This is a genomic window from Thiomicrospira pelophila DSM 1534 (assembly GCF_000711195.1).
Classification (GTDB): domain Bacteria; phylum Pseudomonadota; class Gammaproteobacteria; order Thiomicrospirales; family Thiomicrospiraceae; genus Thiomicrospira; species Thiomicrospira pelophila.
In genome coordinates, this window is the sequence record NZ_JOMR01000001.1 from 2,035,065 (window position 1) to 2,048,833 (window position 13,769).

General features: G+C 44.7%; 11 protein-coding genes. 4 read left to right on the plus strand and 7 right to left on the minus strand.

What is annotated here, in order from left to right; all coding sequences use genetic code 11:
* Nucleotides 1-17 precede the first annotated feature (17 nt).
* Nucleotides 18-671: a dethiobiotin synthase gene (bioD, locus tag N746_RS0109900; RefSeq protein ID WP_029936195.1), complete on the plus strand. Its 654-nt coding sequence runs from the start codon at nt 18-20 to the stop codon at nt 669-671.
* A gap of 191 nt (nt 672-862) precedes the next feature.
* On the plus strand, nt 863-1,843 hold the full coding sequence (locus tag N746_RS0109905; RefSeq protein ID WP_029936197.1) for a porin: 981 nt from the start codon (nt 863-865) through the stop codon (nt 1,841-1,843).
* 174 nt (nt 1,844-2,017) lie between these two features.
* On the opposite strand, the gene N746_RS0109910 is transcribed toward N746_RS0109905, so the two are convergent.
* On the minus strand, nt 2,018-2,944 hold the full coding sequence (locus N746_RS0109910; protein ID WP_029936198.1) for a DnaJ C-terminal domain-containing protein: 927 nt from the start codon (nt 2,942-2,944) through the stop codon (nt 2,018-2,020).
* Nucleotides 2,945-3,106: 162 nt separating this feature from the next.
* Between N746_RS0109910 and ppnN the strand changes: the two genes are divergently transcribed.
* Together ppnN and N746_RS0109920 are read left to right on the plus strand one after the other, a co-directional pair.
* Nucleotides 3,107-4,480 carry a nucleotide 5'-monophosphate nucleosidase PpnN gene (gene ppnN, locus N746_RS0109915; RefSeq protein ID WP_029936201.1) on the plus strand — a complete coding sequence of 458 codons (1,374 nt, stop codon included), beginning with the start codon at nt 3,107-3,109 and terminating at the stop codon, nt 4,478-4,480.
* A gap of 6 nt (nt 4,481-4,486) precedes the next feature.
* Complete coding sequence (locus tag N746_RS0109920; protein WP_029936202.1) at nt 4,487-5,707, plus strand: DEAD/DEAH box helicase; 1,221 nt, start codon at nt 4,487-4,489, stop codon at nt 5,705-5,707.
* A 57-nt stretch (nt 5,708-5,764) separates the two neighbouring features.
* On the opposite strand, the gene N746_RS0109925 is transcribed toward N746_RS0109920, so the two are convergent.
* The 6 genes from N746_RS0109925 to N746_RS0109950 form a co-directional block, all read right to left on the minus strand.
* Nucleotides 5,765-7,984 carry a HAMP domain-containing methyl-accepting chemotaxis protein gene (locus N746_RS0109925; protein ID WP_029936204.1) on the minus strand — a complete coding sequence of 740 codons (2,220 nt, stop codon included), beginning with the start codon at nt 7,982-7,984 and terminating at the stop codon, nt 5,765-5,767.
* 248 nt (nt 7,985-8,232) lie between these two features.
* Complete coding sequence (locus N746_RS0109930; RefSeq protein ID WP_081836019.1) at nt 8,233-8,799, minus strand: chemotaxis protein CheW; 567 nt, start codon at nt 8,797-8,799, stop codon at nt 8,233-8,235.
* Nucleotides 8,799-11,030: a HAMP domain-containing methyl-accepting chemotaxis protein gene (locus N746_RS0109935; protein WP_029936209.1), complete on the minus strand. Its 2,232-nt coding sequence runs from the start codon at nt 11,028-11,030 to the stop codon at nt 8,799-8,801. The genes N746_RS0109930 and N746_RS0109935 overlap by 1 nt, the downstream gene beginning before the upstream one ends.
* 107 nt (nt 11,031-11,137) lie before the next feature.
* Complete coding sequence (gene truD, locus N746_RS0109940; protein WP_029936211.1) at nt 11,138-12,166, minus strand: tRNA pseudouridine(13) synthase TruD; 1,029 nt, start codon at nt 12,164-12,166, stop codon at nt 11,138-11,140.
* A 79-nt stretch (nt 12,167-12,245) separates the two neighbouring features.
* Nucleotides 12,246-12,704 carry a hypothetical protein gene (locus N746_RS0109945; RefSeq protein ID WP_029936213.1) on the minus strand — a complete coding sequence of 153 codons (459 nt, stop codon included), beginning with the start codon at nt 12,702-12,704 and terminating at the stop codon, nt 12,246-12,248.
* 84 nt (nt 12,705-12,788) lie between these two features.
* Complete coding sequence (locus N746_RS0109950) at nt 12,789-13,706, minus strand: Tim44 domain-containing protein (RefSeq protein ID WP_029936215.1); 918 nt, start codon at nt 13,704-13,706, stop codon at nt 12,789-12,791.
* Nucleotides 13,707-13,769 lie beyond the last annotated feature (63 nt).

The window sequence follows — 13,769 nt, forward strand, 5'->3', positions numbered from 1 at the left end:
AACCCAACTAGCAAGTTATGTCTAATACAACCAGGCCTGGTGGTTATTTTATTACCGGCACCGACACCGAAATTGGCAAAAGCCACATCGCCTGCTGTATAGCGATGGGACTGATTCAGCAAGGTCACACGGTCGCGCCCCGCAAACCGATTGCCTCCGGTTGTATTAAACAACCGGACGGCTCATTGCTCAGTGTAGACGCCTACCGCCTTCAACAAGCCAGCCAAACCCATGATTCGCTACAAACCATTTGCCCTTATCAATTTGAAGCCCCTATTTCACCGGCCCGCGCGATTCGCCAAGCCAATCAAACGATTGGTCTAGAAGATCTAAAACAAACCTGCCAAGCCCCCGCTTCTCAGTTTTTATTGGTCGAAGGCGCAGGCGGGTTTTTATCGCCCTTGTGTGATAACGCCTTAAATGCGGATTTAGCCGCGCAACTCCAACTTCCCATCATCTTAGTAGTCGGCAATCGACTAGGCTGCATTAACCATGCCCTTTTAACGGTCGAGGCGATTCAACAACGCGGCCTCAAACTCGCCGCGATCCTGCTCAACGATATTCAAGCCGACAGCGACCTAGATAACCTAACCGACTTAAAAAACCTCCTACCAAATCAACATATTATCCACCAACCCCATCAAGCTAAACCCACCGCTATTTTGCTTTAAAAAACATCACATGCGTTTAAGGCCCGTCCAAAGCCGATGTTGTAAAAAAACAACAACATTGGTTTTTGTGGTTTTTAAATCACACATAGTTGCACGCTCTAAAATTTATACAGTAGAGTAGCTTCCAAGTTCGCTCTAAAGCGGACAGTTTTAAAACTAAAACTCAATAACTAACTAATTAGGAAGACAGCATGAAAAAGAATATTCTAGCTATCGCTATCGCATCTGCCGTTGCAGCCCCTGTTGCTATGGCTGAAGCTCCAACCGTATACGGTCAAGCTAACGTTGGCATCGATATCGCATCTGTAGATGGTGGCACAAGCGGCCAAAACATGGATAGCCGTAACTCACGTGTTGGTGTTAAAGGCTCTGAAGACCTAGGTAACGGTCTAAAAGCCGTTTATAAGTTTGAATTTACTGTTGACCCAACTGTAAGTGGTAGCAACATGGCTTCACGTAATTCGTATGTTGGTGTTGCAGGTGGTTTCGGTACGGTTGTTATGGGTCGCCATGACACGCCTTTACGTATGATCCAACCTTCTGATGCATTCGCTAATGCTGCTTACACTGGTAACAACCGCTCAACTTTCAACGGTGGTTTTGAAGGTGAAGATCGTCTAGACGAAGTTCTTGCTTATATGTCTCCAGATTTTGGTGGCATTAAATTTGCAGTTGCAGCATCTGGTCAAGATAACCTTGCTAGTGCTGGTGATGATCAAGCCTTAACAAACGGCACATCAATGAACGTGACTTACGGATCTAAGAAGTCTGGCATCTTTGCTGCAGCTGGTCAAACGACAGCCTTGGGTGGTGATTATGCAGTAACTCGTGCAACTGTTCAGTACAATGAAGCAGGTCTTTTAGCCTCTTTCATGTATAACGCAGAAAAAGACGTTGGTAACTCTATGACTTTAGGTGCGGCATATAAAATGGGTGCATTACAGCCTAAAGCTAAAATTGCCATGATTACCTATGATGTAGCAGATGCAAACGGCGACGATTCTGCAATGAACATCGGTGTTGGTGTTAACTATGCACTTGGTAAGAAAACTACCTTAGCAGCAGAATACGCGATGCTTGCAGAAGGTGCGCGCTCTGGTAAAAATGCCGACACAGCTATTGGTAACGCGGCTACAACAGCAATTACTGTTGCTCTAAGCCACAAGTTCTAATCTAACGCTGTCCTAGACAGTTAAGATTAAAACCTAAAACCCCGCCGTCAAACGCGGGGTTTTTTTATGCCTAAATTCATTAATTTTTTGATAAAAATTCTTCGCTTCACTCAGAATAACAAGTGACTTTTACAACCCACCAGGCATGGTGGTTGATTGGAATGGTCTTTTTATTTAAAAATGCGTTCTTGGGTTAAATGGCATTTTTTCCGCCATTTGTTGATAGAAGGCTTTCGCGTCTTCGGTTTGTGCCGCTGGCGTATAGATTTGCACGACGACATATTGATCTCCCGGGGTTTTGCCTAAACCGCGCCCTTTTATACGCAACTTGCTACCCGACTGAGTGCCGGCCGGAATTGATAAGTTGACCTTGCCTTTTAGAGTCGGTACTTGCACCTTGGTGCCCAAGGCCGCTTCCCAAGGGGTGAGGGGTAAATCCAGTAACACATCGTCGTCTTTCACCTTATAAAGTGGATGCGATTGCAGGTCGATTTCTAAATACAAATCGCCATTCGGCCCGCCACCAAACCCAGCACCGCCTTGACCACTCAGACGAATACGCTGGCCTTGTTTGATGCCCGCCGGAATTTTGACTTTGATTTGTTTCTGACGGGTCACCACTTGCCCACGCGCATCGGCCTGCGGCACTTGTAAGTTTAAGGTGCGTTCGTTGCCATTTACCGCATCTTCTAAACTCACGAGAATTTTAACCACCTGGTCGTCGCCTTTTTGTTGGTACCGTTGACCACCAAAGCCACCACCGAAACCGCCACCGCCAAAACCACCTTGGCCGCGAAATAAGGATTCAAAAAAGTCACTAAATCCGCCGGCTTGTCCACCGCCAAACATGCCTTCAAATCCGGGTGGTGGATCAAAGTGTTGACCGTTTTGGTAGTTTGAACCAAATTGATCGTACATCGCCCGTTTTTCTTTATCGCTTAAAACCTCGTAGGCTTCGCTTAAATCTTTAAACTTGGCTTCGTCACCGGTGGGTTTGTCAGGATGATATTTTCCCGCTAACTTACGATAGGCTTTTTTAATATCCGCTTCGCTCGCGCCACGCTCTATACCTAAAATTTGATAATAATCTTTATATTCCATTTTCGCTTCCATCTCATCAGATTGCGTTATTTATTAAGCTGTATATAAGGCGTAGAGCTTGGTTTTTCAATGCATTGGCCGAATTATTTTAAGTTGCTCGCAAGCGGCTTAAGCCGCATAATAAGCTGATTCATATAAAGATACACAAAAAGTACGTTCATTATGACCTCAAACATGGATCAGATTTCGATTCGCCCCAATGGCACCCTACAAGTTTTATCTCACCAAGAGGCCGAACAGCTTTGCGACACCGGCGATAAAGGTTTAAACGAAACCTTACGCTTATGTGCGCTTGCGGTGTTAAATACCGGCAGCGATTTAGACAGCGGTTTAAAATTGTTAGAGCTAAATCCGAACTTTAATATCAAGGTGACCATTCGTGGGCGCGGCTTAGAGCTTATTTTAAACCATCCACCCGCGCGCGCATTTGTTAATGGTGAATTGATTGAAGGTTTAAAAGAACACTTGTTCGCGGTGGTGCGTGATCTGCTTTACGCACGCAACGACGTGCTGGAGTCAGACTTATTTAACCTGAATGATTCGTTTGGCATTACCAACGCCGTGTTTCATATTCTGCGTAATGCGGGGGCCTTACGCCCAAATGAACGCCCCAATATAGTGGTGTGCTGGGGTGGTCATGCTATTCCTCGTCACGAATATGAATATGCCAAGCACGTTGGCTATACCTTAGGTTTATATAAAATCAATATTTGTACCGGTTGTGGCCCAGGTGTGATGAAAGCGCCCATGAAAGGTGCCGGGGTTGGCCACCATAACCAGCGTTACGATAATCGCCGCTACATAGGTATCTCCGAGCCGGGCATTATCGCGGCTGAAGCGCCTAATGCGGTGGTAAACGAGTTGGTAATTTTGCCGGATATTGAAAAACGTTTGGAAGCTTTTGTGCGTTTAGGTCACGGCATTATTATTTTCCCAGGCGGGCCGGGGACGCTAGAAGAGCTGCTGTACATTTTGAGTTTGTTATTGCATCCACAAAATTCCGATTTGCCTTTCCCATTAATTTTAACGGGGGATGAGCACAGCCGACTTTATTTTGACAAGATCCAACATTTCATTAAAGCTACCTTGGGTGAAATGGCCTTGGCCCGTTTGCAAATTGTGATTAACAATCCTGAAAAAGTAGCTGACATTATGCATGAAGGCATGAATATCGTACATCAAGACCGTAAAGACACCAGCGATGCCTACTATTTTAATTGGTTACTGCATATTGACCCATCACTGCAACAACCTTTTGAACCGACCCATGAGGCTATGAGCCAGCTAAACTTAAGTAAAAACCAGCCGATTCACGAATTGGCGGCGCAGTTACGCCGTGCATTTTCTGGCATAGTTGCAGGTAACGTTAAAGCCAGCGGCTTAAAAGCGATTGCCGAACATGGGCCATTTGAACTGCATGGCGACCCAGATATTATGCAAGCCTTGGATGAGTTGCTAAGCTTCCTAGTCGAACAAAAACGCATGAAGCTCGACACCTCACAATACATCCCTTGTTACCGAATTATTAAAGAGTAACCCCTCATGACTTTTGCCGATTTAGATCTAGACCCTTGTTTATTAGAAACATTGGAGTCTCTCCACTTTCATCGCCCCACCCCGATCCAGCAAGCGGCGATTCCACTGATGATGCAAGGCAAGGATGTCTTAGCGGGCGCGGCCACCGGCACCGGTAAAACGGCGGCGTTCGTATTGCCAGCGTTACAACATCTAATTGATAATCCTAAACAAAGCCGGTGGCCACGTATTTTAATGCTCGCCCCAACGCGCGAATTGGCTTTACAAATCCGCACCGTGGTACGTCAGTTAAGCCAAAGCATGCATATTCGCTCAATGCTTATTAGCGGTGGCTTTGCGCAAAACAAACAAATTGACAATTTAGGTCGTTCTTTTGAAATTCTGATCGCCACACCTGGTCGTTTATTAAACCTGCTTAACCAAGAAGAAATCGAACTGCACGATCTAGAGATGGTCATTATCGATGAAGCGGATCGTATGTTAGATATGGGCTTAGGCCCAGATGTGTATGCGTTATTAGATGCGTTACCAGGCGATTTTCAGGCGGCGTTATTTTCTGCGACCCTCGCCGGGCATAATATTCAAAACTTTGCCGATCGGTTATTGGACGAGCCGACGATTGTGCAAGTGGATGCGGCTAACCAACAATCCACGCAAGTTCAACAATGGGTATATTTTGCGGATGATCGCGCCCATAAAGAAAAGCTGCTGCAAGCCATAGTGGAAGATCCAAGTTGCCAAAGTGCGATTGTGTTCTGCAATAAAAAAGAGCGTGCGATCAGCTTAACCGAATGGCTTCAAACCCAAGAGATCAATGCCCAAGTATTACACGGGGATTTTATTCAAGCCAAGCGTTTAGAAAAAGTGAGCAAGTTCAAGGAAGGCAAAATCAAAGTCCTGGTCGCCACGGATGTGGCCGCTCGTGGATTGGATTTATTAAATATCACCCACGTTATTAACTATGATTTGCCGTTGCGTGGTGACCTTTATATTCACCGCATAGGTCGCACCGGACGTGCTCAAAATGTGGGTGTAGCGATTAGCTTAGTAGAAGGTCATGAGCTAAAGTCTTTAGAGCGCATTCAATACCACCTGCAATCTAAAATTCCAGTGAGTAAAATTGCAGGTTTGGAAGCACGCTTAACCGCAAGTAAGGTTAAAGCCGGCGCTAAGAAAAAGCCCCATAAGAAAAAAGCGGCCAAAAAAGCCGCTTCTAAAAAGAAATAGAACGCGTTTATATTAACGCACCTCTATTAACCCCAGGCACCAGGCCTGGTGGTTAAGTTAAAACTCGGCCCATTCATCCTTGCTGGTCGATTCTTTTGTTTTCTCTGTTGATGCTTGAGCCGCTAACGAAGACTTGGTTTCAGACTTGTCTTTACGCTTTGGTGGTAAGGACGGTGCTTGATTTGTCTTTGTGGTTTGGGTGGTCTTAAAAAACGCCATGCGTTCACTTAATACATGAGATTGCTCTCGCATACTTTCTGCCGCGGCCGAGGTTTGCTCAACCAAAGCTGCGTTTTGTTGTGTTCCTTCATCAATTTCAGAAATCGCTTTTTGCAATTGCAACACTCCTTCTGACTGCTCGGAGGAGGCATTTGAAATTTCAACACTCATTTCGGTGGCGCGTTCGATTGATACCGCGATTTCATTGATGACCTCGCCTGATTCCGAGGCTAACTTGGTGCCTTGATTTATGCGATCCACACTTTCGTTAATTAAGCCAGTAATATCCTTGGCGGCATCGGCTGATTTTTGCGCTAACGCTCGCACCTCACCCGCTACAACAGCAAAGCCACGTCCGTGTTCGCCCGCTCGCGCGGCTTCTACCGCTGCGTTGAGTGCTAGTAAGTTGGTTTGAAAAGCAATACCATCAATCAAGGTTACAATTTCCGAAATTTTATGGCTGGATTGTTGAATCGCATTCATGGCTTCAATCGTAGATGCCATAACCTTAGACGCCTGCTTTGCCTTAGTCTCAACCACTCGCTCAAGCTCAGTCGCTTCCTGGGAATTTTGCGCATTGTTTTGCACCGCAGCACTAAACTCCTCCATAGTCGCCGAACTTTGTTCGATTGCAGCGGCCTGTCTTTGCACACGATCACTTAAATCCATCGAACCTTGCGCGACCTCTAGCGAAGCATGGCTAACCGACTCGGCGGTTTCAACCGCAATCGACACAATCTCATCTAGATTTTGAGTGGATTTGTTAATCGCTTGTTTTAAAACATCCAACTGACCTTGATACTCTGCTTTTATAGTTTGAGTTAAATCGCCCTCAGACTGAGCAATAACAACTTTCGTAATATCGGCGACCGCCGCCTCTAATTCGTCCATTGACTGATTCACGTTGTTTTTAAGGGTGTCCAACTGACCCTTTGCAACCACTTTCACTCGTTGCGAAAACGCACCTTGTGCCATCGAATTCATAATCTCATTCACTTCATCAATAACATTATCAAGACTTCCCAAAGCGGCTTCGACTTGCTGACTGAATGCCTTCGGTACACGTTCATCCATCTTGGCATCAAACCGACCTTCATGCAGAGCCTGCATAATTTTAGACAGCTCAGACATCATAAACTCTACACTTTCAACCGAACCATTTACGCCTTGCTTCAGTTCAGCTAAATCACCCTTCAAATCGGCCTGAATACGCTTATCGAATTGCCCATTTGCCATCGCACCTACAACCGAATTGGCTTCCAAAATACTGTTGTAAACACTTTTCAACATGCCATTTAATGCGGTAGAAATTTGATTGAGTTCATCTTTGGTTGGCTTAACTTTAGTGTCAAACTTCATGGATTGCGCAATATCCGTGACGGAGTTTACGGTTTGGATAATGCCCTTTCTGATTGACTGAGTAGTGAACCAAGATATAAGGCCGATTAATGCCAAAAATAATACGCCTAGCAGCAACATTAAATTACTCTGACTATTAGCAAAATCTTCTGCTTCTAACTGCGCTTGTCTAGCAAGCGTCATGGTTTGTGAACGGGCTTGCTGATTTAAAATTAGAGCCTCGCGAACCTGAGGATTCATCTTAGTCAGTAAATGCAAGTTAGCTTGGTTATATTGACCACTTCGAAATAGCTCAATACCGGTTTCAACACTGGATAGATAAGTATCTAAACTAGTTTGAAAACGTTTCATTTCTTCCGCAACATAGTGTGCTTGATGATGTGCATAAAACTCTTTGAGCTGCTTTTCTATCTTGTCTCGATAAGCCAACATTTGTTCAAAATGCATGGTTTGCTCATGATCATGCATACTTACGATTTCCGGGTCTTTTGGGTCATGTTGCAATGTCAATAAATATTGGTTATGGATATTCAATAATGAGCTGTCAAGATTCACTAACGCTCGTAATTCAGATAGGCCATCATTATAAATGACCGTATTCTTTAAACGATCATTACCCATATAGCCCAGACCCGCCAGTATGGCGAGAGATAAAAATGAGATTAGTGACATTATGATTAAACGTAAACGAATTGACATGGTGACTCCATAAAAAACGATTGAAGAGATACTTGGGATTATTAATTACTTATCGAAACAAATGTATCCGAATAGCCACCCTGAAATAAGCATAAAATGTTCATAGTGATCCGCAATTGATTTTACTCAATTATAAAGATCAGATTATATTATTTATGCAATTAGTCTTTAGAGTTGTTTTTGGAGAGATAAAAAAACCGGCAAAAGCCGGTTTTTATGGTGGAAAAGTATGTCTTGAATTTACGTTTTTAATGTCTTTTAAAGTGCTTCACTTCGTTGAAAATACCTTGATTGGCAAGTAAGTCGATGTTCAGGATAATCACCATAATCTCTTCTAAGGTCGCCAAACCGCGCACATACTCTTCGCTGACGGCTTTATTATCACCAAACGACGGCGAGTGCTGAAGCTGATCAATATTGACATCGTGTACATCGGATACGCCATCTACCACCAAGCCGATGGTTTTTTGCACTTCCATTTCCGAACCTTCTGCGCGGTGATTGACGTGTATCACGATCACCACCGTACTTTCATCATATGTTGGCTTGCTAATATTAAAACGTTCGCGCATGTCAATAATCGGTACCACCGCACCACGCATATTAATGACGCCTTTGACATACCCAGGCATATTGGGCAATTGAGTCGGACTTTCCCAACCACGAATTTCTTGCACGCGTAAAATATCAATGCCGTAGGTTTCATCGCCTAAAATAAAAGTTAGGAACTGATCTTGATCCCCACCTTTTAAGCCAATCTCACGCTCGATATCTTGAGTGGCTTGCTCCGCCGCTGCGGCTTGTGATTCGCTCATTAGAATTCACTCCATTCATCATTTTGTTCCATTCTAGCCGATTTTTGATCCTTTGAACTAGTAGATTTTGATTTGCCAGGTTTGTCAGCTGGCTTAGCCAATGCTTTAGGTGTTTCCGACTGTTGTGTTAATGCTTTAGGCTTTGAAGTTGACGTGATTCTTTTGTTGGCATGTCCTGTATTAAAGAACGCCATATCTTGACTTAAGTTAGCCGCTTGTTCACTCATGCTTTCTGAGGCGGCAGAGGTTTCTTCAACCAAAGCGGCATTTTGCTGAGTAACCTGATCAATATCAGCAATCGCCTGATGCACTTGATTCACACCTTCAGCTTGCTCGGCTGAAGCGCGGGCAATTTGTGAGATCATTTGCGTTACTTCTTCTACCGAGCCAGTAATGGCGTTTAACATTTCCCCTGATTCGGAGGCCAGCTTGGTCCCCTGATCGATACGTGACACACTTTCACCGATTAAGGCTGAAATGTCTTTAGCCGCTTCGGCCGATTTCTGCGCTAACGCACGTACTTCACCAGCGACTACCGCAAAGCCACGACCATGATCACCGGCACGCGCCGCTTCAACCGCCGCGTTTAAGGCAAGTAAGTTAGTTTGGAAGGCAATGCCATCAATTAAGGTGACGATCTCGGAAATCTTATGACTCGACTCTTGAATCGAGTTCATCGCTTCAATGGTTTGTTGCATCACTTGCGAACCTTGGTTCGCTTGCTTTTGCACGTTTTCGGCCACATGGGTCGCTTGTTTGGCATTTTCTGTATTATTTTGGACGGCTGAATTCATCTCATCCATAGTAGCCGATGTTTCCTCTAACGCCGCAGCTTGCTCTTGTACTCGCTGACTTAAATCAAGCGCCCCCTTGGAAACTTCGTCCGCCGCAGAATGGACGATATCAGATGCCTCAATCGCTTTAGAAACCACATCGGTTAATTTTGCTGCTGAGGTGTTCACGGCTTCGGTCAACATACGTAAATCACCATGATATTCATTGGTGATATTCTGAGTTAAATCGCCTTCAGATTGTGCCACAACCACACGTGTAATATCTTCAATCGCAGCCTGTAAGGCGCTCATTGAGCTATTAATATTTTGTTTAAGTGTAGCCAACTCTCCTCGTGCTTCAGTGTTAACACGGTGTTGGAATTTACCTTGGTTCATATAATGCATCACATTATTAATCTCAACGATCACTTGATTAATACTGCTTAATGCACTTTCTACCTGTTCGCTAAAGGCGCGCGGTACACGCTCATCCATCTTGGCATCAAACTGACCGTTATACATGGCTTGCATGACTTTTGCTAACTCTTTCATCATAAAGTCAACTTGATCAGCCGAGGCATTAACGCCTTGTTTTAACTTATCTAGATCGCCAACATATTGGGCATTTACACGTTGACTAAAGTCTGATTGAGCAATGGCTCCTACCACACGATTCGCATCTGTAATGGCTTTAGCCATGTTTTCAAGTAGTTCATTAAAGGCCGAAGCCGCAATGCCCACCTCATCCATTTTGGATACTTTAACACGCGCACTAAAGTCGCCTTTTTGTTGCACATGGCGAGACACTCTTACTAACTCATTTAATGGTCGTGTTACAGCCAATAAGGTCACGCGTGAAAATAATATAGCCAGTATGAATATTAGAATCGAGCCAACAATCGCGATCATCATGGTGGATTCATAGTTGGATTGTGCCGATTCATTTAACTCACCCGCAACTTTTAACTGTAAATTCACTAAATCGGTAATAGCTTCTGAGATTGGATCGATAACTGGATAAAGTTCGTTAATACTAAACTGAGTTAAGGCCTGCATATCACGTGCTTTTACAAAACCAAGCAAGGTTTCAACTGCACGGTCAGCTGGCTGCATTAAACTTTGAGCCGTTTGTGCGAGCTTAGCTTCTTGTTCAGTTAAGGTTGTGGCCATATAGCCATCCCAAAGCTGTTTAATATCCTTTTGAGCGCTCACAATATTTTTTTCAGCTTCTTGCCAACTGATATTGCCATTTCTTAATTTGTGGTTGGTATCCACAATATTGACTGCGTAAGAATCTGCAATCCCTTTTAAATCCTGCAAAGGTACGATTCGATCGTCATACAGCGCATGTAGATCATTATTAAATGCACGCATTTCATTAAGCCCAATGCTTATAGCAAGCACCGAAAAAGCTAACAACCCCACTACTAGGCTGAGAATTCTGTTTTTAATCGACATAGGCACCTCTTTGCTCTTATTTGTTAAGTCGGTAACTGTAAAAATACTTATCTTTATATAATGGATGCATTATATAGCAATATATTCAAAAGTTTATTAAACCTTTTTTATAGTGTGAGAATAGTGAACAATTCTCGAATCACCACCGTGGCGTAGCGCCCCGGTGCCAAGCTAAAATCGACTTGTAATGTTTGATTATCGACCCATTGCCAGTTCAGTTTTTTGGGCAAAACCCGCAAAGCGCGGCGCTCTTGTTTTAAACCTAAATCCGCAAGGGCTTGGTACCAGGCCTGGTACTTGGTGAGCACTTGGGTTTCGAGCTTGAGTGCGGCCTGCTGTGTGGCTAATTCCCCTGCCCCCACCAGTGCGCCGGTAGGGTGAATATCAAGTTCATTTACACGCTCGATTAATTCGTTCGACGCATCGTCCACAAACCATTTATCCGAGCCTTCCAACTGAAATACATCGCCCGGCCAGGCCTGGTTCCAAGCTTGTTGGCGTACGCGCTCGGCTAAAATTTCGTTAAAAATAAACGAACGCGCGGATGAGATATAGAGGCTGCGTTGCGCCGGTTTTAAACGCGTGAGTTCGCCGTCAAAAAAACGCTGCGCCATGACGAGATTATGTTCGTTTCGACCAAAACGTTGCTCACCAAAATAGTTGGGCACACCTTGGGTTTGAATTTGCTCTAGACGTTGTTCGATTTCGGCTTGATCACCGCTCACGTCTCGCAAAGTGAGAATAAACCGATTACCACTTAAGCCGCCCGTTTGCAGCTTGCGTTGGTGACGCGTGTGTTTGAGGATGCGCATGGAATCAAATTGAAATGCGGCAAAATCCGGATTTTCGCGCCCAGGCAGATATAGACTGAACCATTGGCGCGTAATACCGTGACGGTCTTTTAACCCGGCGTAGCCAATATCGCGCAATCGAATGCCCGCCCATTTGGCTAAGTGTTGCGCGGCCCAATCGGTGTTTTCGCCTTGTTTTTCAACCCATAACCATAAATGTTCGCCTTCACCACTGAGCGAATAAGCAATGGTTTCTTCGACTTGAAAGTCAGCCGGTTCGGATTTAATACGGGCTTGAGCATTGGGTACGCCATAAGCGTAAGGCAGGGTTGAATAGTGGGACAAGGGATTCTCTTAAATTAATCACCAGGCCTGGTTACTTCAATTAGCACCAGGCCTGGTGCTATTAGACGTAAAATTAAACTTATATATTGCGGAAGGTTTTCGATGACATGGGTTTTTCACGTCCGGTTTGCGGCTCTTCGGCAAACAATTCCAGCTTCAGCTCTTTAATATTGCCTGGGCGCACAAACTGGTCGATTAACTGACGAGAACCGGGCGGATCATCTTTGCCAAGATACAAATAGACATTACGCAACTGACAGTTGTTGTTAGGGTCTGACGCAGCATGACGCAACCAGCTGCTGCCTTTTAACTCATAGCCGTCATTGGTAACGAGCTGCATCGTATGATAATAAGGCGACTTAATGGCCACCGGGTGATCCAAACAAATTTCCAGCACACGCGAAAAGTTACCTGAACCTCGGTCTATATCAGTTAACAATTGAGCACTCACGATTTTGGCGGGTTCTTTTTCGCAGCCAGTTAAGCCCAGTGCACCCAACACTAACGTGACCGCTAACACTTTTTTTAATTGCATCATATTTGTATCCTCAGAAAAGTCAGTTGAGGTTTTCCTCTATTCTTGACTGTTTTATTTATTTTTTATTATCTAAATCCCGCGTGTTTAAAACGGCTGTTGAATCCCTGCAATTTGCCAATCGCCTTCGCCTTTGGCTAAACGGCGAATATGCCAAATTTCATTAAAGGCGTGAGCAGGCTCATCATGAGACTCTTTAATAAAGCCACTAAACCCTAAGCTCACGACAAAATACTCATCTTCCAAAGATTGATCCAATACCTCTGTATAAAGGGTATCGACCGCAGTATGGTTTTCGCCAGCTTGAACTTGCTGCATTAAGCCTTGTAATTCTGCAAATAACTCGGGAGTACAATAGCTTTTAATTTCAGTCGCATCAGCGCGATCCCAAGCCGCTTGAATCGCCATAAAATGCTGTTTCGCACCCTCTACAAAACTGGCCTGATCAAACCAAGCCGGTGCATCCACACCATGTTGTGCGTAATCGCTTAAACCCGAGCCAATGACCGGCACAAGCGGTTCCGCATTGCGGTCTGTATTCGCCGACGGCGCACTATTTGCACGCTCATAAATCGGCGGCTGCGACTGACGGGTTTGAGGCTCTGAGCCTTGTTCGTAAGCCAACGTTTGTTGCTGACGTTGACGAGCGCGCAAAAACATCATCAAACCCATAATTAATAACGCCACCAACAAAATGTCGAAAAACTGGAACCCTTCAAAGCCTTCACCGAAAATCATCCAAGCCAGAAAACCGCCTGCAGCTAAACCCGCCAAAGGTCCTAACCATTTAGCAGAACCCGTCGCCGCTTGACCGGCTTTAGCGCCTTGACGTGGGGTTTGCGCCGCTTGCTGCTTCTGTGCAGGCGCTTGACGCTGTTGCATAGTCATGGATTTTTGTTTTCCAAAACTGCCACCGCCACCAAAACGCTTGGCTTCCGCCGGCTGCGGTAGCACAAACGTTAAGCTCAACACGAGCGCGGCCATCGAAAATAACGTTGACTTCATATTTATCCCTTTACTAATCAAGGTAACCATTTGTATAAAATTTATATTGATTGTATCCCCAAG

Bases quoted from the DNA above. Each gene is read 5' to 3' on its own strand.
- N746_RS0109935 (WP_029936209.1), bottom strand. From the start codon at position 11,030: ATGTCGATTAAAAACAGAATTCTCAGCCTAGTAGTGGGGTTGTTAGCT.
- N746_RS0109925 (WP_029936204.1), bottom strand. From the start codon at position 7,984: ATGTCAATTCGTTTACGTTTAATCATAATGTCACTAATCTCATTTTTA.
- ppnN (WP_029936201.1), top strand. From the start codon at position 3,107: ATGACCTCAAACATGGATCAGATTTCGATTCGCCCCAATGGCACCCTA.
- N746_RS0109945 (WP_029936213.1), bottom strand. From the start codon at position 12,704: ATGATGCAATTAAAAAAAGTGTTAGCGGTCACGTTAGTGTTGGGTGCA.
- N746_RS0109920 (WP_029936202.1), top strand. From the start codon at position 4,487: ATGACTTTTGCCGATTTAGATCTAGACCCTTGTTTATTAGAAACATTG.
- N746_RS0109910 (WP_029936198.1), bottom strand. From the start codon at position 2,944: ATGGAATATAAAGATTATTATCAAATTTTAGGTATAGAGCGTGGCGCG.
- bioD (WP_029936195.1), top strand. From the start codon at position 18: ATGTCTAATACAACCAGGCCTGGTGGTTATTTTATTACCGGCACCGAC.
- N746_RS0109905 (WP_029936197.1), top strand. From the start codon at position 863: ATGAAAAAGAATATTCTAGCTATCGCTATCGCATCTGCCGTTGCAGCC.
- N746_RS0109930 (WP_081836019.1), bottom strand. From the start codon at position 8,799: ATGAGCGAATCACAAGCCGCAGCGGCGGAGCAAGCCACTCAAGATATC.
- N746_RS0109950 (WP_029936215.1), bottom strand. From the start codon at position 13,706: ATGAAGTCAACGTTATTTTCGATGGCCGCGCTCGTGTTGAGCTTAACG.